The sequence below is a fragment of the Marinicauda sp. Alg238-R41 genome (genome assembly GCF_947331485.1).
GTDB lineage: Bacteria > Pseudomonadota > Alphaproteobacteria > Caulobacterales > Maricaulaceae > Marinicauda > Marinicauda pacifica.
Genome location: NZ_CAMZOJ010000001.1, coordinates 1,734,026 through 1,754,682, shown reverse-complemented (window position 1 = coordinate 1,754,682; position 20,657 = coordinate 1,734,026). Strand labels below are relative to the sequence as shown.

The window sequence follows — 20,657 nt, the reverse complement described above, 5'->3', positions numbered from 1 at the left end:
ATCAGATCGCCTTTACACCGGGATGCGAGCGCTTGAGCAGCTCGTGGAACCTGGCCCCGTAGGTGGTCGATTTCAGCGAGCCCGGCGCCGCGCTGTTGGCCTCACGCTCCAGCTCCAGCGTGTCGAGCTTGAGCTTCTTGAAGCCGGAGAGCTGAGCTTCGCGGGTCGCGCCGATCCCGTCCATTGTCAGGTCGTGAGCGCACCTCAAAAGCTCGGCTTCCGCCCGGTCGTCTTCGATCCAGGAATCGTCCACGAACCGCCGCGCCCGCGCCATCGCCGAGGTGATGACAGCATCATCGACCGCGGCGAAGGCTGGGAAGCGGGCCTTGAAGGCTGCGGCGTCCGGCTGCGTGTAGGCCATTATTCAGCCTCGGCGATCTTCTGGCGCAGCATGTCGGCTTTCCAGCCCATGAAAGGCTTCTTGCCGACCTTCGCTTCGTATTCGGTGCGCAGGGCGGTCAGGTCGTCAGCCGGCGCTTCATCCTGGCGAGGATCGAAAACCTCTGCGCCCTTCTCGCCGGCGGGTAACGCATCGCCCTTCGCCTTGATGACGACACGATCGGCCTCGCCATTCTTCGCTTCGGCTTCGCTCATCTCGAACTCGCCGGACTGGCCCGCTGCCACGGTTTTCGTCCCATGCGCGGTGATGATCGACCACGTTCCGGCTGGGCGGTTATTGGTCACGGTGTAGAGGGGCATGACAGGCTCCTTGTGCTTGCCGGGCCAGCGCCAACCGCCGGCCGGGGAAACACAAGGGCGGGCGCCGAAGCACCCGCCCTCATGCGTCTGGTTTAGCCCACGAGGCCGTCGCGATATTTGACGGCGCCCGGCAGGCGGATTTCGAGACCGCCCAGGCGGAAGTAGCCCGGAACCTCGAACGCCATCGGCCCGGTCTGCCACACGGGCAGGAAGCGCAGCGGAACCGGCAGGTGCAGCTTCAGCACCTGCGGGTCCTTGCGATACGCGACCATGCGGCCGGTGGAGCCCGAACCCGCATCCTCCAGGCCATCGCCGACCTTGATGGTCAGCGGGCGGCCCGTCATCGCGGTGTAGATGTTGTTCTGCAGGACGAACTGCAGAATCGTCATGTTCGGGTTTTCCACGCTCATCGGCTGGGAGCCGATGTAGGTGTAGCCCGTCAGCGGGAGGAGCAGCGTGTCCGCGATCTCGGTGCGGCGCGTGCCGGTGACTACCGCCGTCAAACCCTCGTTGATGTCGCGGAGGATCTGGGTCGGGGTCTTCGTAGACCACAGGCGGGAATCGCCCGTGCCATCGTTGGCCATATTCGCGGCGTTGACGTTGGCGTCGTTGTAAAGCCCGGTCCAGCCCTTGCCGGTGTCACCGTTGAAGACGATCGAGTCCACGAACTCTTCGTAGGCGCGGCGAGCGGACATGGCCCGATCCGCCGACAGGTTGATGCCGAGACGGGACGCCTTGCCGATTTCGGCCAGGGTGTAGCCGTAGCCGATGGCGGCCATCTCGATGCTGTGCGAGTGCTGGGTGCGGGTCACATCCGCGCGCGGTACGTCGCGGGCCGTGTGGTTGAACCACTTGGCCTCACCGACCTTGTCCGAAGAGTAGAACTCGACGGTATCGGCCCATTCGCCGGCCGAAGTGTCGATCGGGACAAGGTCGGTGTACTGCAGGTCCGGGTATTTGATCTGGTAGACTTGCGGCTCGATGTGAGCCGCCTGCCGGGTGACGAAGCTCAGCGCAGACTGAGCGTCCATGATTTCCATGGGCATGGTGAGTTTCCTTCTGAGGGCAAGGCGCGCTTCACAGCGGGCCGATCAGGTTTAGCGAACGCGGATGCGAACCAGGTCGCCGTCGCTGCCGGAATCCAGGAAGATCGCGTCGATGGTCTGGTTTCCGCTGGCGTCGGCTTCGAAGTTGCCGTCCGCAGCGACAGAGACCGCAGCCCCGGCCGTGACGGCATCGCCGGCCGTGACCCAGATGACGCCCGATTCCAGCACGCCCGCATTCGCAGTCAGGGCGTAGGTGTCGGCGGTGGCGTTATCGACGGTCACGTCCTTGACGGTCACGCCGACGAACAGGGCCGAAGCCGTCTCGGTGATTTCGCCATCGGCAGTGCCCTGGAACACCGCCTTGCCGAAGCCGATGCCGCCAGTGTCTTGAACCTGGCGGGTGACGACATTCGCCTGTTCCATGTTGGCGATGAGACCGGCGATAGCCGCCGACATCCCCGCCGCATAGGTGGATTGAACAACGGCCATCGGTTAGGCCTCCTTCTTCGCGGGTTGCGTGTTGTTCAGGCCGTCGAGATACGCGTCATACGCGGCCCCGCGCTGAACTTCGGGATCGCCGGAGTCCTGCTGCTGCGAATGCTCGATGGCACTGGTCAGCGGGTTTTTCGGCTTGGCGTCGGCGAGAAGATCGAAGGCCGCATCGATATAGGCGTCCGACTTGTCCTTGACCGCATCGGCGCCGCGCACGGCAGTAACCACGGCCTTGCGGATTTCCGCATCGGTGAGGCCCTTGGTTTCGACCTTGGGTGCGACCTTGCGGGCGCGGTCGATCAGATCGGCGCGTTTCTGAACGGCCGCATCCATAGCCGCGGCGTCGAGCACCTTGGCCTTGAGATCGTCGATCTCCGCGTCCTTCTTGGCGAGGTCGGCATCCTTGGCCGCGAGGGCCTTGGCGTGCTCATCTTTCGCCTCGGTGGCTTCCGTGCGGGCCGCATCGCGATCCGCTTGGAGTTTCGCGATGGCCTGGGCGCCCTGATCCGTCGTAGAGACGGAGAGGCCGTCGACAGCCACCGTTTTTAGGTTATCCGGCATGTCCGGTTCTCCTTCTACATCGCCGATTTTGAGGTCAGGACCGCCTCGCGCACGGCGAACAACCGCGAGATGGTTCATTGAGAGGGCCGTTTGCACGGCGTCATAAGCCTCCCCCTGAGGGGTAAGCCCATCCTCGAATTTCAATTCAGTGGAGTAGCCCATAGAAAGCTGCCGAGAGCCGGCTTCCACGGCCTTTATGGCGGCAGCGTCCATGAGGACCATGGGGACGCGAACGAACTCACCGTCGCGCACCACCTCGTCGCCGGTCTGGCCAACAGCGTACCGCCGCCAGTTATCGGCGGTGACTGCTTCAGGTGGGTGATCCAGCGTGACCGGGCGATGCGCGAAGCTGTGCAGGGAGTCCTTGTTGAAGACCTCGGATTCTGGACGGTAGACGCGCACCTGAGAGTCGGGCGCAAAGCGCTTTCCGGACGGGTCCACTTCCGCGCCAAGGTAGGTCTGAATGCCCGCGCGAGCTGCGCGAACTTCAGCCGCCAGGTAGCCGTCAGCGGTCTTCCGCACGCCATCCAGCGTGAGGGTGTCAAAGAGCTGCATTGTGAGGTTCCTTTAGCGCTTGGGCGCGCGCCGATTGGCCGCCTGCTGCTTGGCCGTCGCCCATCGGCAGTTCGACGGCTCATAATTCCCGTCGTTGTCTATCCGGTCCAAAGAGTATCCCCGCCCGGGCCTTGACCCCATGTCGCTCATAAACGCCTCAAAGGATCCCCATCGCGGGCAAACCGAGATTCCGCGACCGCCATAATCGCTGTATTTATGGGCGGTCTCTGTTTCGCACCGGTACTTCATATCGACCCAGGCTTTGTACTCCGGGGTCATCGTATTGTTTGAAGCGTGCCGGTGCCTCGTCCAGCTATTGCGGGCCTGAGCCGACTTCTTTGATGACACCTCAGACGCCAAGCAGCCGCAGCTTTCTGTTTTCCCACTCAAAAGGCTTGGGTACCAGACATCAACAGTCGCCCCGCATGAGCACTGACACCGCGCGAACCTTATCTTTCGCCCGGCGCGGCGTCGGGCGGGAGCCTCCCCTGTGACCGAAAGGCGGCCAAAGGCCTTCTGGCCATTTAGGAGCTGTGATAGGGGTTTGGGGACGGGTGGCATGGCCTTCTCCATGTTGCCTCTAGGGCCGGTGCTGGCGCTCCAACGCCGCATCGGTCCGCTTATTCTATCACCTTCCCAGAACAATGCGAGAACCGCGTCCCCGAGATGGAGACCGCGTCCTCGAATTTATGGGGCATGGCGCCCTCCTGATGTGATTACCGCCAGTGCTCGGCGATCCACGGATCATCCAGCTCCGGTGCCTTCTGCGGCCCGTGGAAGTAGACGATGCGTGCGTCCCCGAGCCCGTGCTCCCGAACATGGCCTTTAAAGCTGACCACCTGCCCTGGAAAAAGCGTGTCCAGAACCGCGTGCGGCAGTCTGCGAAGCCGCTCCATATCCGCTTGCGGGCGGGTGTTGTGATCGTGCTCTGTCCACACCCGTTCCCAGCCCGCCGGGACCAGCGCGACTCCGTTGCAGACCCGGGTTGGCTCATACGGGTCCAGCGGCAAGGCGATCCGATCCGCCGTGAGGCAGTATTCGGCAAGGTGATCGACATTGCCGGTCACGATGGTGTCGAGCCCCACGAGTATCATGGGCGCGCCAAGCCGGTAGGGCTCAAGGCAGTCGCCATAGCCCGGCGCCGGGTTGGTCAGCAGCTCCTGCTCAATCGGCTCGCCATACTCGCGCAAACGATCGGTAAAGACGACGAAGCGAAACGGCCCCGTCAGGTTCCGGGCAAAGCCCCTGTAGAGCTTTTCCACCCATTCGACCGTGTAGGCCCGCGACCACCGCGCAGAGCGCTCAGAAGGCTCCCAGAACAGCGTTGCGACCGTGATCATACCCTTTTCAGGTGACGCCATGTCTTTCCGGTCTTGATGTTCTGAATTGTATCGGTGGTGACGCCGAACCGATCTGCAAGAACGCGGTTCGGAACATTCAACAGAGAAAGCACCTCTTCCGCCTGCCCCCTCGTGAGCTTGGCCCAGTTTGATCTCTCGCCCCACCGGCTGTTCCCATGCGCAACCATGTCCGCGATGTTTCCCGCCCTGTCCTTCCAGCTCAGGCAAGCAGCGCCAAAGCAACCTTCATGGCCTAGCCCGCAGGCGTGCGCTGCTTCGCTGTCTGGCGAAGGTGGAGGGCCATGCGCAATCTCACAAACAATGCGATGGACCAGCTTGCCGCGGCAACCGTCCCACACGATCTGGGCATAACCGTCTTTCATTCTGGGAAATTGCCACTTCGGGCACTCATCCCACATATGAGAGAGCAAGTACTTCTGCTGATCTCCATTCATCGTGCGCCCGGAGTTAGGATCGCCGCGGCGCAGAAATCGGAGGTAATGAGCGTTACACATTCCCCGGCTTCGGCTACGGGGATTGATGCAGCCGTCAATGACGCATAAAGAAACATCAGCCATTCGGACCTCCTGATAGGTTCGGCTGGTTAGGGTCGGCGTGGTGTTACCAGCACCAAGTCGGCCCGACATTATACAGTATTTCCCGCCTCTTTGCGAGCAAATCGCATCCTTCTCTCTGCCCAATCGACCGGCACCGGAGAGAGGGCGCCGCACCGCCGCAAGAGCATTCCAGCAGGCACATTGCGATTGGCCACTGCATTTGCGGCGATGCCAGCCCCGCGGCCTACCCGGACGCCGGGCATAATTTTTGCCCCCGCACCGATGAATGCTCCATCGTCAATGATGACCGCATATCCATCGCCAGACTGTAGACGCCCGTAATCAAATCCCTCTTTCGATGCGAAAGGCCACGCGTCGTTTGACAGGAGGACCTGGGGGCAAATGTGAACGTCAGAGCCCACCAAAAAGCCTGGACCGCAAGCCACACCCGCGCCGATGACAACCCTGTCCCCATAAGTCGAACCATGAAGCATCGCGAATGGCGACACTTTGCAATCCCGGCCCAGCACGGTCCCGCCGGTGACGCTGGCGAACTGGCGAATGACCGTGCCCTCGCCTACCGTCACGCTGGCGTCCACGAAGGCGAGCGGGTGGATCACAGTAGCGCCTCCAGATCAGCCATGGGCGCGCCCGTGAAGGCACTGCCCGGCGTGGCGTTGATAACCCGCACGCCCTTGGCGTCGAGCGCCGCGACCATGCGCGCGAGGGCCGGAATGAACTGGTTCTCGTAGTGTTGCGGCAGGCCCGGCGTCTTGTGGTTGGCGTGGTAGTTGCCCGGCCGCATGTCGAAGCCGAGCAGGATGATTTCGCCAGCCCCGAACAGGTAGGCCAGGTTCACCGCCATGGCGCCGGAGCAGGCCCCGCACACGGTGTCCGGCGCTTCGGATAAAGCGCGCTCCTTGTCATGGCGCACCCGCTGGACCGGCCAGGGCAACCAGTCTTCGCGAGGATCCTGCCGCGTCACCCGGTAGCGGCTTTGATTGAGGTGCAAGCGATCCGTATTCCAGCCGAACCAGCGACCGTCCGCAGCGAACAGCACGTCCGCCCATGGCGCCAGATCGAGCCCGGCATTGTTGCAGGCGATGACGCGGCCCTTGCCCCGTATGGTCTCCGCGTCGAATCGCGTGAGCGACGGCCCGCCGCCGAGGATGAAGACCCGCTCGTCAGGCCATTCGGGCGGCGCAGACCAGAAGGCGGTCATTCGTCTTCGATCTCCAGCACTGCCGCACCCTGGCACCCGCAGTAGATGGCCATTCCCGGCTCATCACCGGCGGGCTCTCCGATCCGGTACGTCTTGCCGTCGCGCGCCTTGTGGTGCGGTCGGTAATTCTGCTTGGCCGAATGCCGCCAGCGATAGAGCGTAATCCCCGCTTCCTTCTGCCGCATCCGCGTCAGGTCCGCCGCGATCTTCTGGCTTTGATCGATCGCGATCAGACGCGCCCGGCTGTTCACCACCCCGATACGCTCGGCGATCTGCTTGGCCACCTTGCGGCGCGGTGTCTGGTTCGTGAACCCGCGCCAGACGACCTCCGCGACATCCTTGCGCGCCTGATCGTCCAGCCCTCGAATGAGCGAGGTCGTGCGCTCGAGCATGGCCTGTATGTCCGCCCGGTGCTCGATCGTGTCGATGAAGGGGAACACATCCACCTTCGCGCCCGCCTGAACCGCGGCGACCCAGCGGCGGCGGTGCCAGGCTTCGGCCCGCTCGATCCATTCTGCGACTTCCGCCGAGACTTCCACCACAATGGTCGCCGCAATGGCCTCCGCCGTGCGCAGTGTCTCCGCCATATCGTCGCTCACATCGTCGCGGGTAAGCTGGTCGATCCCGGCCGCGTACACCGCCTCGATGCGCTCATTCCAGAGTGTGCGCCAGCGTTGCGGAATGCGCCGGATGATCCGCAGGAGGTCGCGCTTCATCTCTGCCGGCATGGCGATGGGGCGTAGCGTCACCTGAGCGCGGCGCACGCCAGCGCGGCGGGCCATGCGGGCGAGGTTGTAGCGCATGGCTATTCAGCCTCGGCCGGTTCGTCTTCCTCCTCCGGCGCGGGCTCCTCCATGTCGTCAGGCTCGCTCCCGAACTCCTCCAGCGCCTGCTCAAGCCCCGGATAGTCGCCGCTCTCGACAAGCTGATTCTGCACCGCGCGAGAGAAGGCCGCATCCGGCATCACCGCCATGTTCGCGTATTTCTCGCTGGTCTCCGCGCGCATCTTCGCGATCTCAGCCAGTTCCTTGGGCTGCGGCTGCCACAGGCTCGGCCAGAGCGCGTGGATCGCTTCGTCGCGCTCGCTGGTACTTGAACGGATCAGCACCTCGTCAAGCCGCGTGAGCGGATGCGCCAGCTCCATGGACCGGCGAGCGCCTACATTGTCGTAGTAGTTGCGCATGTCGCTCTCGCCGGTCGCGTTCATACCCGACGGAGACTGGCCGAGAAGCCGCGTAACCGGAATATCCGCCGCGCCGGCCGCGACCTGGAGATACTGGCGCAGCAGGTCGGGGAAGGCGGTGAAGTTGATCGTCTTCTGCTGCCAGACCTCGCCCTGAGTCTTGCCATCCCCCTCCAGAAGCAGCTTGCCGAAGATGCTCTGGATCGTCTGAGCGTACTGAATCCGGTCGGTCAGCCGCTTGGTGCTCTCCTCCGTCGCGAGGTGTTCAGCGAGGTCGGGAATGTGGATGATGTCCACCTTCGCCTCGGGGATGAGCGCGGCTACGTGCTCCTGCGCGGAGGCTGCGTTCTGGACCGCGTCATACACGATCTGGAGGATGCTATCGCCCCAGCCATCCGGGTTCACGTCGCGGTTGATGATCGGCGCCCCGAGGAAGCGCACGACCCTGGACGGGTGAATCTGCGCGGCCTTCCCGTTATCCAGGGTGATGTTGTAATACTCGGGCTCGCCGAACCATTCACTTTCCACATCGCGGATGATCTGACCGCCGGCCGTGAGCTCGTAGCGGGTCATGACGTGGGCGTATTTCAGATCGCCGCGGCTGATGCTGTCCAGCCGGACCGGCTCGATCGGATCGTCATTGCCAATGCCCATGACCAGGCCAGCCCCGCCGTACAGGCGCGCTGCCTGCAGGGCCGCCGTCACCTTGATCGGCAGGGCCAGCCGCTTCTCTTCCTTCTCCAGCGCCTCGATCTGCGGCTTGCTCGCCTGCCAGCGGCGCCATTCGCGCGTCATGTCCTGGGGGATGATGTCCACGATCTTGCGCGACATCCAATCGCTGCGGTGCATCGCGTCCAGCTGCTGACGATTGAGCAGGTTGAGAGCGAACTCGTTGCCGGTGCGCTTGTCTTTCGCGCCGCCGAGGCCGGTGACGAGATTGCGGAGCCTGTCGAGAAATAGCATCTACACGACCCCCAGCATGCCGTAGGTGTAGCTATCAAGCATGAGTTCGGAGAGCGCCCACACAGCCGCATCGAGACGGTCGGGGCTTCCGTCGCCCATGTATCCGTCCCGCGTCATCGCGACCATCTGATCCTCCAGGGCGGCGAGACCGCCAACATGCTTGATGCGCTTCTGCTCGTAGAGGGAGGCCACCGGCTCAGCCCGCACGGCCTTGCCTCGGCTGGCGACGACTTCCTTGTACGCGGCCTTCCGGTCGATCGTTCTGATGACGTGCTCGACCATCGCCCCGCCATAGTTGCGCTCGGCAATGATCCGGTCGGCACTGAACTCGTGATAGGCGTCGACCGCCAGGCGGCCCCATCCGGCCGGCGAGAGGTCGCAGGTGCGATCCGCGAGGATATAGCCCAGACCGTCCACACCCTTGCCCGCGACTACGATTCCCACGCTGTCTGCGCGCTCGGTGTCCTCTCCCCCGGTGCCAGATGGGTCTATCGAGACCACAATCCGGCTCATCGTCGGTAGCTGGCCTTGCAAGCGCGCCTGCTCGATCATGTCCCGCGTCCACAGAGCACCGGGTACGTCATCGAGGATTTCCGCGTTCAGCTCCTGACGGCCAAGGCGCGTGCCCTCATACCGGGTCCGCAGGCGCTCCAGGAACTGCGCCGGCAGGTTGCCCGCATTGTCGAATGTCGACCCCTTGGTCACGACCGTTGAGGGATCGGCGACAATCTCGCGCAGCACCGGGATAGGCCGCGGCGTCGTCGTCACGAATACGCGCGGGTCCTGCCCGGACCGCATCGTGAATTGCAGCATGTCCCACGTCTCGCGGGCGTATCGGTACTTCGCCAGCTCATCCATCCAGGCGGTGTCGAACTCCGGGCCGCGAAGCTGGTTCGGCTCGGTCCCGTTGTACCCCAGGGCAATCGCCCCGTTCGGCCAGGTCACGCGCACGGGTTTGAACCGGACATGCGGGCGCTCACCCGGCGGATGGATCGCAAGAAGGCGCGCGACCATCACTTCCTCCAGGTCCTTCTGCGTCTCCGCGATCAGGGCGACGCTGCGTGCGCCATCGGCCACGCGCTCACGCACCCATTGGGCGCCGGCTTCCGTCTTCCCGAATCCGCGACCGGCGAGCGCTAGCCATGTCGACCAGTCGCCCTCCGGTGCGATCTGGTTGGGACGCGCCCAGAACCTCCACAGATACTTGAGCTCATCGGGCGCGAACCCTGCGAGAACCTCAGCTCTTTGTTTTGGCCCCAGCGAGGCTATCGAGGCGGCGATTGATTTCTGCAAGTGCATCCTCATCGCCCTTCGGGCTCATCGACCCGTCCGGGCTTGTGTGTTCGTGCGCAGCCTTGTCGGCCAAGCCCAGATCACGCGCGATGATGTTGGCGTTCAGAAGGTCCGCAGCCGCTCCCGTGAACTTCTGCGAGTAGATGATCTCTTCGGCCTCGCGTTGGACGTCAGACAAATCGGGACGCGATTTCTTCCATTCGCCCCATGTTTCCCGGCTGATATCGATGAACAGGCACAGGCCTGTCAGCGTCATCGCGCGCATCTTGGGAAGATTCTCGACCGTCACCACGCCCTGGAATGCGAACGCCTTTGCCTCATAGAGCGGGTTGCTGTCGGTCCAGTGGAAATACTCATAGCAGGCGGCCCTCAAAGCATCCGCCGTCTCGAACTTCGGCTTAGCGCCGGCACTGCTGCGCACCTCCCAGAAGCGGTTCCCGGGAAGGAAGCGGCCTGTCTCTTCGTCGCGGTCAGCCATTCTGCTACCCTATCCCTGCGGCGGCTTCGATTGCCTCGCGCTTTGCCCGGTCCCAATATGACCAGAAGAAGTGATGCGCCCGGTTCTTGTCCGTCTCCGAAGCGCCGCCCTTGTGAAAGCGTCGACGGTGGAGCGCGATGCGTCGGCGGGTGTCGTGAGAGACGAGCTTCCAGTGATCGCCGCATATCCATTCATCGTGAGCCCGCCCGGTCGTGCGCCCGCAGAACGGAACGGCACACTGCGCGCGAGCCATCGGCCCCTACTCCGCCGCCTGCATCTTCGATCCCGGCATCCACAGAGGAAGCACCGGAGCCTCACCGCGCCACTGCGCCTCCACGGCTTCGGTCGCGCGGATGATCGCCGCTTCCAGTTCCCAGAGCCGGGAGTGCAGGAGCACGAGCTGGACGGTCACAGCCTTGTTCAGATCCTCGGGGTCAGTGAGGACCGCGTGTGATACGCCGCGCATGTCCCGAGCCTGGCGGTGCAGTTCCTTGAGAGGTTTCAGCGCGTGCGCGCGCTCCGCCGGTGTCATGATCCCACCGGCCGGCGCGGCTCACGCTGTCGATCAACGGAGAAGGCAGACGCCTTATTGATGGCTTGCAGCAACTCGGCGCGCGCTTGCTCAGACGCGACGGCATGGCGCTGGATCGCGGCTTCCGCCTCCTCGCGCGCGATCTCACGCACTCTCTGTTCTGTGAGCATGGGCTTCTCCATGGGCTCGCGATTGAATGGACGGAATGATCGAGACCCGGCCGGCGCGCGCTTCGGGGGGACGGAGCACGCGACGCGCAGCGCCAGCCGGGCCGATCGCGGACACGGTGTTTCAATACCCGCTGGCGTGAGCCGGCTTGTGTGTCCGCGTTTGGTGTGAGGGACCGGCTCGCAGCTCGGTGCGTAAATTCGCTCTAGGGCGTTGGAGGTGCGTGTCTGCGGCCGGTGTTTGGCTTCATCCGCGCGAAAGCAAATTCGAGCGCGAAAGTTTGGTTTGAATGGCGCCGCAGCGAGGAATCGAACCCCGGACCCGCTGCTTACAAGGCAGCCGCTCTTCCATCTGAGCTACTACGGCGAAATGGCGGCTGGCTAGGCCGCCTCCCCTAATCCGCCACCGTACCCTTCATTTCGTGCTCGGGGTTCGGTTCACGGCATCCGCCCGAGGGGGTCGCGGGCGCCCGGTGTTTGAATGCAAAACGCCCCCGACCGAAATCGAGGGCGCTGCTGTGACGGCAAACTGGTTATCGAGACCGCAGGCAGCTCGGAATTACGTCTCTGCTACCCTTGGCGAGAATCCGGCCCGTTCGGGCTTCCGGCCAGTCCGCACCCTCTTGCTTCGCAGCGCCATGCGCCGCCGTCACTCTGTTCGCCGCTATGCAGCATGTTTGGTCGGGTTTATTTTGAGACGCTGACCCGAAGTTCGTCTGGTCCGGGGCGCCACCCCGTCTCGCCTATAGCGACCCGTGGTATTTTGCGTCTCCACGGCCGACGATCTGGGTGCCCGCATTACCGGGCGGAAGCATGGCCGGCTCCTTCGCAGGAAAACTCTCTACCGAATTCGAGAATAACCGTTTTGGTTATGCGGTCAACCGATTCTGCCAACATGACGATCCGAATCACAATTTCGCGGGGGGAGTCAAGCGCCTATTTTCTCGATGCCGGGTCCAGACGAAGAACCACGACCTGTTGCAAGCGCTCGTAAGGGTATGCCTGGACAAGCAAATCCAGAGCCCCGATCAGGGCCTCGCGCACGCTGGAATGATGCAGCTTTTTCATCCGCGCATACTCGGCCGGGGCCAAAGCCTCGCCGACAACCGCGTCCAGGACGGCAAAGCGGGACCTGGTCATCCCCTTGGAGCGAGCGATGCGCTGACGCTCCTGTTGCGCGCTCAGCCTCGCATCCTCTCCCGCGCCGGGACGCAGGCTTTTGTCCACGTACACGCCCAGCTCCCCGCCTCCGCCGGTCAGACCGTGGGCGGTGTCGTAATCCCGGCTCCAGAGCCGACCGGCCCGGTAGCGAAGATCAGCGCGCAAGGGATCAGCGCCCAGGGCCGAGCGCCGGCTGCGGCGCATGCGCTCAAGCGGGTGGCTGGCGTCGAATTCACCCCACACGTCGGCCTGCTTGGGATTCGTGTTCGTCCGCACCCGCACCCGTTCGATGGGCCGCCGGTCCAGGTCCTCGACCTCGCGCAGCTCCCGGACCCGCTGCCGGTCGTCGCGCCGCTGGCCGGAGCGTCCCTTCACCCCATGGTGTTTGGCCCATTCGAGATAGCGCAGCGGCAGGGTCGCCGCGCCGATCGCAGAGACCGGGGCCGGGAGGGAGAAGGCCAACGCCAGCTCCCGGGCGGAGACACTGCACTCGCACCCGTCCTCGTCGAGATAGCCGATGCGGACGTCCCGCGCGGGCAGGCGCTCCGGCTCGCTCGCCGTGACCGGGCTCGGCCAGGCGCCCTCGCTCCAGAGCTCAAACGGGGTCTGAGCGTGCAACCGCGAAGAGGACGCGCCCGGTTCCGGGGTCTCGATCATCCGCGCCGGGTCCCAGAGCCCGCGAGACCGCAGGGCTTGCGCCGCATGCCGGCTAAAGTGTTTCATCCTTCGCCTCTGCGATTGCCAGCCATTCCTTCGCACGCCGGACCTGGGCGTGGCGCGTGCGCAATTCAGACTCGATCGTGGATTTGAGCTGGCCCGGAGAGGGCATCCACTTCTCGGTTGAGTTCCGCCAGCGCCGGCACGCTTCGAGCAAAAGATCGGCGGGGACGTCCCCCAGATCCTCAAGCCAGTCGCGCCACCAGCGTTTGCCGATCTCCCCATCAAGCGGACGAGCCTGCGGATATCGGGACGCGAGCGCTTCGATCTCCGAGAATATCTCCGCGTCAGTAGGGCCGCTCAGGAGCTGCGAGCAGGCTTTGTTGAGGCGGACCCTCATGTCCGGATCCGCCCTCAACGCCTGAATCTGCAAAGCCTCCTCGCTCCGCAAAAACCTCGACAGCCGCTCGGCGTCGGCCTTCATCGATTTCGCCCGTTCGAGTGCGCTGGGCCGGGCCGGTTGAACCGCGGTCGTCATAGTTTCCCTCCAGGGTTTTATCAATGTTTCGGGGACTCAGCAGGAAGTCGAAGTTGCCTTTGAAGTCGGTCTTGTCGCCACGAAGGAAGGGCGACGCGGCCATCTTCACGCACGCCTCTTCCCAGCCCTCGCGTCCGACCTGCTCGATACGGGCTCGAATCTGACGCTTTCGGTCTGCTGAAATCTTGTCGCGGACATTGGCGAAGCCATAGGGCACGCATCTCTCGCGCCAGATTCGTACAGCGAAATCGACATCGGTCTCTGCCGGCTCGCTGGCCAGAAGAGGGGGCTGTTCGGTCGATTTCCCATGTTCCTCGTTAGAGGAACTCTTAGGTTCAATATGACTGGTTAGATTGACAGGTTCTTGGTGGGTATCTTTTACCCCACCCTCGGGTAATCCTTCCCCCACCCCCCCGGTATTTTTTACGGGGGGTGGGGTAGCCTGTTCCGAAATCGACAAGTGGAACACATCCGAGCTTCGTGACCCGTCCTCACGATACCGCTCCTCTCGACGGAGCAGCCCGGCCTCCTGCATTGCCTGGATCGCTGTCCGAACAGTCTTGACGCTTTTCGCGCCAGCGTCTCGCAATAGCGTTCTCTGTGACGGGTAGGCCCGCCCGTGCTCGTCAGCGTAGTTCGCGATCGCAACCAGGACAGCACGCTGGGTTGGCGACTCGACGGGCGCACGCAGCGCCCAGAATAGTGCGTTGATGCTCATATCAAAGACCCTCGGTCGAAAAAGCTTCTAGAGGAAACACGGGATCGGCAGCCGCCTCGGCCGGCTGACCTTCATGTTCGTTGAGAACTTCGATCCAGTCCTGCACCCAACGGACCTCAAGGCGGAATGCCAGGCTCGAACCGTCACCCAGAAATCGCCTGTTGATGATGCAAAGCTCGTGAAGACGCGATAGCGCGAAGCGGATATCGCCCTCGGTGACTAGACCGCCGCAGGCGGCGCGCAACCGTTCGAGAAGCGAAGTCCAGACGACAATGAACTCCTCTCCGGCCGGCAAATCCGCAACCAGGCGGAGAAGAATCGCTTTTTCCAGGGGCGTACACCCATCTTCCGCCCATGCAGCGCGGGTGGCCATGTAGACTGTCGTCGCTGGGCTCGCATGCGCGGACGTCGCGTAGATTCCGAATGTCTGGGGAATAAATGTCATTTAGGCTCTCCGTGAATCTTGAGAAAGCCCGGCACCACGACGCCAAACGGGTGACCGGGCAACAGCGGGTTGGCGTACCGGCGATTCACGGAAACCGGCCCTCCTCGCGGAGGCCCACTGCGCCCGGCCATAAGAAAACCGCGCTTTTCGGGCGCGGTTTGAGCGCCGTGAATCGTTCGGGACGCCAATCCCGGCCGCACGTGTGCGTGCGACAACCGATCCATAGCGTATTCTATGCTTCGAGAAAAGAGGCAGCTCGTCAAAACGGCTCTCCCTCATACGCCGACACCGGCGGGCTCTGCTCGCTGTCTAGGCTCACGCCGGGGATGTCTTTGATCGCGCAGGACGGGGCGTTGTAGGCGAACCTGTCGGTCCCCTCTTCGCCCTGCCGGACCTTGCCGGAAATAATCTCGATGCGCCCGGCAACGGCCATGAGCTCGTCGTGCCAGTCGCGCCATTTGCTGGAGATATCCCCGCCAGACTCCAGCTTCTGGGGCTCGTTCTTCCGCAGCCAGTATTCTTCGCGGTAGGGAAAGACGATCACGTCCGCGTGTTCTTCGATCGCCCCGGATTCCTTGACGTCGCCTTGTTGCGGGCGCTTGTTCTCCCGGGACTTGTTGCCGCGATTAAGCTGGCTGAGGAGCGCGACCACGCACCCGAGCTGTCCGCCCATTTCCTTGGCGGTCCACGCCACCCGGCCCATCGCATCGGCTTTGGTTTGCCCGCGCTCCATTTCCAGGCGCACGAGCCCGATGTAGTCGATGACCAGAAAATCGAGCCCGGCCATCCTCGCCTTGGCCTGGCGCGCGTGGGCTCGGATTTCGGAGATCGAGAGCCCGCGCTGACAGTCGAGAAGCAGGTACGGGTCCAGACCCGCGAGCGAGCGCTCCGCCTCCTCGAAAGCCTCGCGCTCGTTCGCGTTGAAAATGCCCTTGCGCATCCGCGTGATGTCGAGATTGCGATCGCGGCTCTGCGCGTCCAGCGCGATCAGCCGGTCCATCTTCTGAACCGCCGTCATCTCGCCCGACCAGGAATAGGCGAAGCCGCCGGCGCGCGCGACATTGTACGCGATGTTGTCGGCCAGCGCGGTCTTGCCCATGCCGGAATCCCCGGCGATGACGAGCAAGTCCCCGGCAGACAGCCCGCCGAGGCGGTCATCGAGGGCGCGCAGCCCCGTTTTCAGGCCCCCGCCACCGGTGCCGGCCTCGCGCTCGGCCGCGCGCTCCCGGATCCTCGTGAGCCCTTCGGTGACGGTCACGAAATCCACCTGCGCGCCCAGGTCGCGGATCTGCGAGAACTGGGTCTCGTAGGAGTCCACAAGGTCGTCGAATTTTATGCGCGTGTCGTAGGCCTCCTTGGCCAGCGACTGCCCGAAGTCCGAAAGCGAGCGCCTGTAGGAGAGCTCGTAGACGGTTCGAGCATACTCGGGCCCAGCCCGCGGGTCCGGGGCTTCGCGCATCAGGTCCGCGAGATAGATTGCGCCTCCAAGCTCCTCGAGTCCCTCGTCGTCATCGAACTGGTTCTTCAAGGTCACCGCATCGGCGATCTTACCCTCGGCGATGCGTGCGGCCGCGGCCTTGTACATCCGCGCGTGGACGGCCTCGTAGAAGTGCTCGGGTTTGAGCCAAGAAGAGACGTCTTCGTAAATCTCGTTCTCATAAAGAAGCGCGCCGAGAAATGCCTGCTCGGCTTCTATGTTTACCCCCGGCACTTCGTGCTCTCTGGTTTCACTCATTATAGATTTCCCCCCTCATCGAATTTGCCGACCTCATGGCCCCGGCTTGACCAGCCTGTTCCCGCTTGGCGCGAAATCGGGTCCGGGATTCGCGCTTGCACAACCGGGGCCATAAGCCGTTCAAGTCGAAGGCGTTCTTCGCGCGGGTTCATGCGGCCTCTCCCTCGTTGAACTTGCCGGATTCGTCTCCCCATCCCGTCCAGCCGGGCCGGTTCTCGCGGGAGAAGAGGCTAAGCCTGGCGATCATGCGCGGTGTGTGAGCCTCGACGATCCGGTAGAACTCCTCGGGTTTGCGCGAGTGCTCGCGTGCGACGCCCGCGAAATGCGAGGGAAATGGCTTGTGCTTGGGATTTCCGATTTTCCCGAGCAGAACCGGCTCATGAAGAGTCCGTGCCCGGTATCCGGTCCCCATCTTGGGCTTCCCGCTGGGCCAGAGCTTTTGCCAGACAAGCTCGGTAACGGGTTCGAAATCCCAAGCCTCGCAGACCTTGGTGGCCGCACCCGTCGCCATCGCCCATCCGGGGCACCAGAGGAGAAGCAAACAGTCCCCGCGCGCCAATCGACCGACCGGCAGAGCCTTGATTTCCTCTAGGCTCATTGTCTCGTAGTGGGCAGCCGCGCCCTTGGTCTGACCCTTCTGCGAACGCGTCTTGAACCGCCAAGGCGGGTCTGCCTCGATGAGGTCGAAGCCGAAAAGGGGGAGATTGCCGAAGGGCCAGGTCACGATGACGCCTGCCTGCGCTCGAAGGCCCAGCGCTTGCGGCCGATCTCCCGGCTCCGCTCTTTGTCCGGCCGGGGCGCGGACACCGCATAGCCTTGCTGGATCTCCATGGGCGTGGCGCCGGCCGCATACCCCGGCGGGCATTGCGTGGGCTCGTTCTGTTCAAGCCATTGCGCGACGAGGTCCGTGTCAGGGTCTGCCAGGAGCGCGGGCTCACTCGGCTTCGCAGCCTCCGGTTCAGGCTTGTCGAGACCGAGATCGTGAATCCTCTTGATGACCGCGCGCCGGGTCGTCCCGCCCAAGGCCGAGCTGATCGTCGCGGCGTCGCAATCGTTCTCGCGCATGATCCGCAAGGTCTCGTCGCGCTCGGGAGTCCATGGCTCGGCGGCTTGATCCGTGATAACCGTCTCGCCCCCGCGCTCGGCCTCCGCTTCCTCGGCAGGGCTTGGCTCGGCACGCTTGACCGGCCCGGAGGTCTTGATGCCGTGGCGAACGAAGACGATCCTCTCCTCGCGCTCCCAGCACCATGCGCAGGAGCCGCAGCTGGCATCCTCGCTCAGTTGGGCCGGGCAAATCAGCTCGCGCGGCCCCGGATCCTCGAAATCGTCCTGGACGCGGGTCTCGTACCCGCTCAGGCGGATCGCAAACCTGTCGGGGAAGGCTTCGCGCACAGCCTGGACCGCGAACCCGATCCTGCGCTCTCGCTGGTCCGAAGAGCGCGGATCATACGCGGTATAGCCAAAGCAGCGCAGTTGGGGATGACGCTTGAGAAGCCGGCACCAGAGGAGAACATAGCCGACGTTGTAGAAGTCGCCGAGGACATGCAGCCGGACGACGAAGCCCTGCGGATGCTCTCTCGCTTTCTCCGCGACCTCGGCCTCAAGCCGGGACTCGAGCGCGGGGTCCGCGATGTGCCGCCGCGCCCAGTGCATGGCGTTTCCATAGCAGTCGCCCCAGTGCTCGCACGAGCGCGGGCAGGTCCGGCGTTCCTCGAGGGTGAGGGTGAAGACCTTCATGCCCCGCCAGCGGCCTTTGCCGATGACGTGCCCGATCTTGCGGCTGTTCTTCCCGTCGACGAGAAGGCGCGGGCTCACGCTCGCGTGGACCGCGTTCTGGAAAAGCGGGCGTCCCTCGACAACGGCGGGGTGATCGTCCGCGAGTCCCGTGTATCTGCCGGGCTCGATCTTGTGACCTCGAAAGCGCCGGTGCGTCGTGCTTTTCAGGTCGATTGATTGAGCAGCCGGGCGCTTCACAGGGTCGGGCGCCGCACTCTCTCCCACGGCAGCGCGCACGTCCTTGCTGGCTTGCGAGTGAGAAAGGCCCGCGCGCCGTGCCGTGAGAAGGGACTGGTAGGCCGCCTCCTCACTCTTCGACCATCCCAGCTCCACCGCCAGGGCCTTGGGGTCCGGCGCGTTGAGAAGAACGCAGCGGCGGGCACTCGCGAGCGGCTTTCCCGCCTTGCCGGGTTTGGACGGCGCGGTACGCACGAACTCGGGATCCAGGTTCCAGGCGCGTGCGGCAGCCGCGATCGCGCGCTTCAAGGTCTCGTCGGTCCAGAATGGGAATGTCGATGTCATGCCGCCGCGCTCCTCTTGGGTAGCCAGACGCGGTTGAAAGCGTCGGGGAATTGATACTGGACGGTGATCAGCCAGACCCCGCAGGCGTCGGCCTCGTCGCCATTGGCGGGGTCGAAGCCCCAGCGTCTGGCGTGCATGCAGGCCTCGTCGGGTTTCGGCTTCTTGCCGCCGCGCCCGTAGATCAGCTTCTTGAGCTTGTTCGTGTCGGCCTCGACGGCGGCAATCCGCCGGCGGTGTGCGACCATCTCGATTACGCCTGCGATCCCGTAGAGGAGGCGTGCGGTCCGTAGGTGGAGACACGAGGGATTGACCGGCCGTTCAAAGGCGATCAGGTCGACGTCTTCGAGCTGGCGCTCAAGCCACGCGTCGTAAAGCGTGAGGGCGAGCCCGAAGTCGTCCCCGCATTTGGGCAGACCGAAGGAGTAAGAGGCGACCGGACCTTCCGGTCGCCCCTTGCAAACCCCGGTCCTCGAGCTGGATTGATCGAGGGCGAGGAGCATCACGCAGGCTCCGGCGTTTTCTCGCGGGAGCCGTCCTTGGCGCCTGCCTTCTTCATCTCCTTGGCAACTTCCGGCATGGCTTCGGCGCGGGCCGCCTGGCCAGACGCGTAGCCGTCCATGAACGCTTGATGGAATTCGGCCGGGCAATGATCGGGCGGGCTGCCTTCTTTGCCCATCATCCCCGCCGTCGCGCCTTCGGACCGCCAGTCCATGCGGTCGATGTCATCGGCCGACTTGTCCTCGAACATCTCCGCGGTCGTGCCGGTCGGCAGAGCGAGGAAGCGCGCGTAGCGGTGGAGGCGGTCAAAGTACCCGCGAACGTCCTTGTGCGTTGTGTCCGCCAGCTTCACGACCGCGTCCAACTCGCCGAGTTCGATGCCCTCGTGCTTGAGCTTCTTCCGGTAGCGCTTGCGCTCCTCCTTGATGACGTTGAGCCGGTCGTCGATCTCTCGCAGACCAGTCACCGCTTGCAGGAACGTGTCGCGGTTCACGTTGGAGCCCGGATCGGACTCCTGGGTTTTCGTGGCATCCTTTGCCATCGTCTTCTCCTCTCGATAATGCCGCGGGGGTATGCCGGCGCGGCCCCGGCTTCGTGGCTGCTGGTCAGCCGCGTTCGGATTGCGCCATCTGTTCGCTGAGCGTCGCGATCGCCGCCATCCAGGCCGCGAGACCGCGCTGGGCCTTGGCGAAGAGCTTTGCCTTCTCGTTCGGGCTCAGCTCGACGCCGCTTTCGCTGTCCGGCGATGTCGACTGGATGAAGGCATGCTGGAGATCGCTGGCGGTGAAGTCCGCCTCGCTGATCGCATGGAGAAGCGAGGTCGCCGCCTCAGCCTTGTGAAGCCGCGCCGCGAAGCCGCTGATGACGGGCTTGCCGCAGTACGCCTCGAGCGCGATCACATCTGCGATCTTGAGGCTGGCCGGGTGGTTCGGGTTCGCCGCGTCTTTGAGGAGCGTGTTGCTTACGCTGGTGACCCCCGCGGTCAGAACCTCCTCTACGCCCTGAGCGACGGAGCCGCCCCCGGCGCACTCCCTGAAAAGGTCGGCGGTGAGTTTGGCGAGCTGTCTCTGGCTGATCATGCGGGTTCTCCGGTGTTCGCGTGTTCGGCGGATGTTCCGTCTTCGTGTCCGCTGGCGGGTCCGGCTTCTGCGGCCTAGGCTCACGGACATTCAAAAGCCCCGCATTCAGACGGGGCCGGGAATGGTGATGATGATGGTCAGGGTGAATGCGCCGGCTCCGAGCCGGGCTTGTCGAACTTCGTGTAGTCGATGGCGTAGAAGTCGTTGGGCGTTACCCGCCCCTGGGTCTTCTCGAAGATCATCGCCTTGTCCTCGGCGCTCGGATCGGAGCGCCCGGTGCGCCAGCGCCAGACCGTTTGCGCGGTCCTGCCGAAATGCTTCGACGCCAGCGCGTCCGTCATCTCGCGCTCGTCCATCCATTCTTGTAGCGTCACCGCACCCTCCACTTAATCGAATCGGTTTAGCTATAACCGAAACTGTAATAGTCAATCAAGTGGGTG

Annotated in this window: 25 protein-coding genes, 1 tRNA gene and 1 pseudogene; all 27 read right to left on the bottom strand. The window is 63.9% G+C overall.

From position 1 onward, the window contains the following. Position 1: 1 nt before the first annotated feature. Entirely contained in the window at positions 2-361 is a 360-nt protein-coding gene (locus PGP17_RS08450; protein WP_270374976.1) for a DUF4054 domain-containing protein, read from the bottom strand. After that, the gene (locus PGP17_RS08445) at positions 361-699 is read right to left on the bottom strand and encodes a hypothetical protein (protein ID WP_270374975.1); all 339 of its coding nucleotides are present in this window, start codon (positions 697-699) and stop codon (positions 361-363) included. Before PGP17_RS08445 ends, PGP17_RS08450 begins: the two co-directional genes overlap by 1 nt. A gap of 92 nt (positions 700-791) precedes the next feature. After that, on the bottom strand, positions 792-1,745 hold the full coding sequence (locus PGP17_RS08440; RefSeq protein ID WP_270374974.1) for a DUF2184 domain-containing protein: 954 nt from the start codon (positions 1,743-1,745) through the stop codon (positions 792-794). Positions 1,746-1,796: 51 nt separating this feature from the next. Next, complete coding sequence (locus tag PGP17_RS08435) at positions 1,797-2,234, bottom strand: structural cement protein Gp24 (RefSeq protein WP_270374973.1); 438 nt, start codon at positions 2,232-2,234, stop codon at positions 1,797-1,799. Between the two features lie 3 nt (positions 2,235-2,237). Next, a complete protein-coding gene (locus PGP17_RS08430) occupies positions 2,238-3,353 on the bottom strand; it encodes a DUF2213 domain-containing protein (RefSeq protein ID WP_270374972.1) in 1,116 nt (371 codons plus the stop codon). 716 nt (positions 3,354-4,069) lie between these two features. Continuing rightward, the gene (locus PGP17_RS08425; RefSeq protein ID WP_270374971.1) at positions 4,070-4,693 is read right to left on the bottom strand and encodes a hypothetical protein; all 624 of its coding nucleotides are present in this window, start codon (positions 4,691-4,693) and stop codon (positions 4,070-4,072) included. Then, positions 4,690-5,271, bottom strand: coding sequence for a hypothetical protein (locus PGP17_RS08420; RefSeq protein WP_270374970.1), 582 nt, complete (start codon positions 5,269-5,271; stop codon positions 4,690-4,692). The genes PGP17_RS08425 and PGP17_RS08420 overlap by 4 nt, the downstream gene beginning before the upstream one ends. 68 nt (positions 5,272-5,339) lie before the next feature. Next, positions 5,340-5,870, bottom strand: a complete 531-nt coding sequence (locus tag PGP17_RS08415) for an acyltransferase (RefSeq protein WP_270374969.1) — start codon at positions 5,868-5,870, stop codon at positions 5,340-5,342. Beyond that, complete coding sequence (locus PGP17_RS08410; protein WP_270374968.1) at positions 5,867-6,472, bottom strand: hypothetical protein; 606 nt, start codon at positions 6,470-6,472, stop codon at positions 5,867-5,869. Before PGP17_RS08410 ends, PGP17_RS08415 begins: the two co-directional genes overlap by 4 nt. Beyond that, positions 6,469-7,275, bottom strand: coding sequence for a minor capsid protein (locus PGP17_RS08405; protein ID WP_270374967.1), 807 nt, complete (start codon positions 7,273-7,275; stop codon positions 6,469-6,471). The genes PGP17_RS08410 and PGP17_RS08405 overlap by 4 nt, the downstream gene beginning before the upstream one ends. A gap of 2 nt (positions 7,276-7,277) precedes the next feature. Then, a complete protein-coding gene (locus PGP17_RS08400) occupies positions 7,278-8,618 on the bottom strand; it encodes a DUF1073 domain-containing protein (protein WP_270374966.1) in 1,341 nt (446 codons plus the stop codon). Beyond that, on the bottom strand, positions 8,619-9,917 hold the full coding sequence (locus PGP17_RS08395) for a DNA-packaging protein (protein WP_442915123.1): 1,299 nt from the start codon (positions 9,915-9,917) through the stop codon (positions 8,619-8,621). Continuing rightward, positions 9,856-10,389: a terminase small subunit gene (locus tag PGP17_RS08390; RefSeq protein ID WP_270374964.1), complete on the bottom strand. Its 534-nt coding sequence runs from the start codon at positions 10,387-10,389 to the stop codon at positions 9,856-9,858. Before PGP17_RS08390 ends, PGP17_RS08395 begins: the two co-directional genes overlap by 62 nt. 259 nt (positions 10,390-10,648) lie before the next feature. After that, positions 10,649-10,921, bottom strand: coding sequence for a hypothetical protein (locus PGP17_RS08385; RefSeq protein ID WP_270374963.1), 273 nt, complete (start codon positions 10,919-10,921; stop codon positions 10,649-10,651). Further along, positions 10,918-11,091 carry a hypothetical protein gene (locus tag PGP17_RS08380; RefSeq protein WP_270374962.1) on the bottom strand — a complete coding sequence of 58 codons (174 nt, stop codon included), beginning with the start codon at positions 11,089-11,091 and terminating at the stop codon, positions 10,918-10,920. The genes PGP17_RS08385 and PGP17_RS08380 overlap by 4 nt, the downstream gene beginning before the upstream one ends. Positions 11,092-11,379: 288 nt before the next feature. Then, positions 11,380-11,455 (bottom strand) — tRNA-Thr (locus PGP17_RS08375). Between the two features lie 569 nt (positions 11,456-12,024). After that, positions 12,025-12,906 (bottom strand): hypothetical protein, encoded by an 882-nt coding sequence (locus PGP17_RS08370; RefSeq protein ID WP_270374961.1) that lies wholly within the window; start codon positions 12,904-12,906, stop codon positions 12,025-12,027. Between the two features lie 52 nt (positions 12,907-12,958). Beyond that, positions 12,959-13,444 (bottom strand): hypothetical protein, encoded by a 486-nt coding sequence (locus PGP17_RS08365; RefSeq protein ID WP_270374960.1) that lies wholly within the window; start codon positions 13,442-13,444, stop codon positions 12,959-12,961. A gap of 526 nt (positions 13,445-13,970) precedes the next feature. After that, positions 13,971-14,162, bottom strand: a pseudogene (locus tag PGP17_RS14965) (helix-turn-helix domain-containing protein); the annotation flags it as partial. A 1-nt stretch (position 14,163) separates the two neighbouring features. After that, entirely contained in the window at positions 14,164-14,535 is a 372-nt protein-coding gene (locus PGP17_RS08360; RefSeq protein ID WP_270374959.1) for a hypothetical protein, read from the bottom strand. A 331-nt stretch (positions 14,536-14,866) separates the two neighbouring features. After that, on the bottom strand, positions 14,867-16,342 hold the full coding sequence (locus PGP17_RS08355) for a DnaB-like helicase C-terminal domain-containing protein (protein WP_270374958.1): 1,476 nt from the start codon (positions 16,340-16,342) through the stop codon (positions 14,867-14,869). Between the two features lie 148 nt (positions 16,343-16,490). Continuing rightward, positions 16,491-17,066, bottom strand: a complete 576-nt coding sequence (locus tag PGP17_RS08350; protein ID WP_270374957.1) for an MT-A70 family methyltransferase — start codon at positions 17,064-17,066, stop codon at positions 16,491-16,493. Next, positions 17,063-18,640, bottom strand: a complete 1,578-nt coding sequence (locus PGP17_RS08345) for a GP88 family protein (RefSeq protein ID WP_270374956.1) — start codon at positions 18,638-18,640, stop codon at positions 17,063-17,065. Before PGP17_RS08345 ends, PGP17_RS08350 begins: the two co-directional genes overlap by 4 nt. After that, a complete protein-coding gene (locus tag PGP17_RS08340) occupies positions 18,637-19,140 on the bottom strand; it encodes a hypothetical protein (protein WP_270374955.1) in 504 nt (167 codons plus the stop codon). Before PGP17_RS08340 ends, PGP17_RS08345 begins: the two co-directional genes overlap by 4 nt. Then, positions 19,140-19,679 carry a hypothetical protein gene (locus PGP17_RS08335; RefSeq protein WP_270374954.1) on the bottom strand — a complete coding sequence of 180 codons (540 nt, stop codon included), beginning with the start codon at positions 19,677-19,679 and terminating at the stop codon, positions 19,140-19,142. Before PGP17_RS08335 ends, PGP17_RS08340 begins: the two co-directional genes overlap by 1 nt. A gap of 64 nt (positions 19,680-19,743) precedes the next feature. After that, positions 19,744-20,217, bottom strand: a complete 474-nt coding sequence (locus tag PGP17_RS08330; RefSeq protein ID WP_270374953.1) for a hypothetical protein — start codon at positions 20,215-20,217, stop codon at positions 19,744-19,746. A 137-nt stretch (positions 20,218-20,354) separates the two neighbouring features. Continuing rightward, complete coding sequence (locus tag PGP17_RS08325) at positions 20,355-20,591, bottom strand: hypothetical protein (RefSeq protein ID WP_270374952.1); 237 nt, start codon at positions 20,589-20,591, stop codon at positions 20,355-20,357. Between the last annotated feature and the right edge of the window lie 66 nt (positions 20,592-20,657).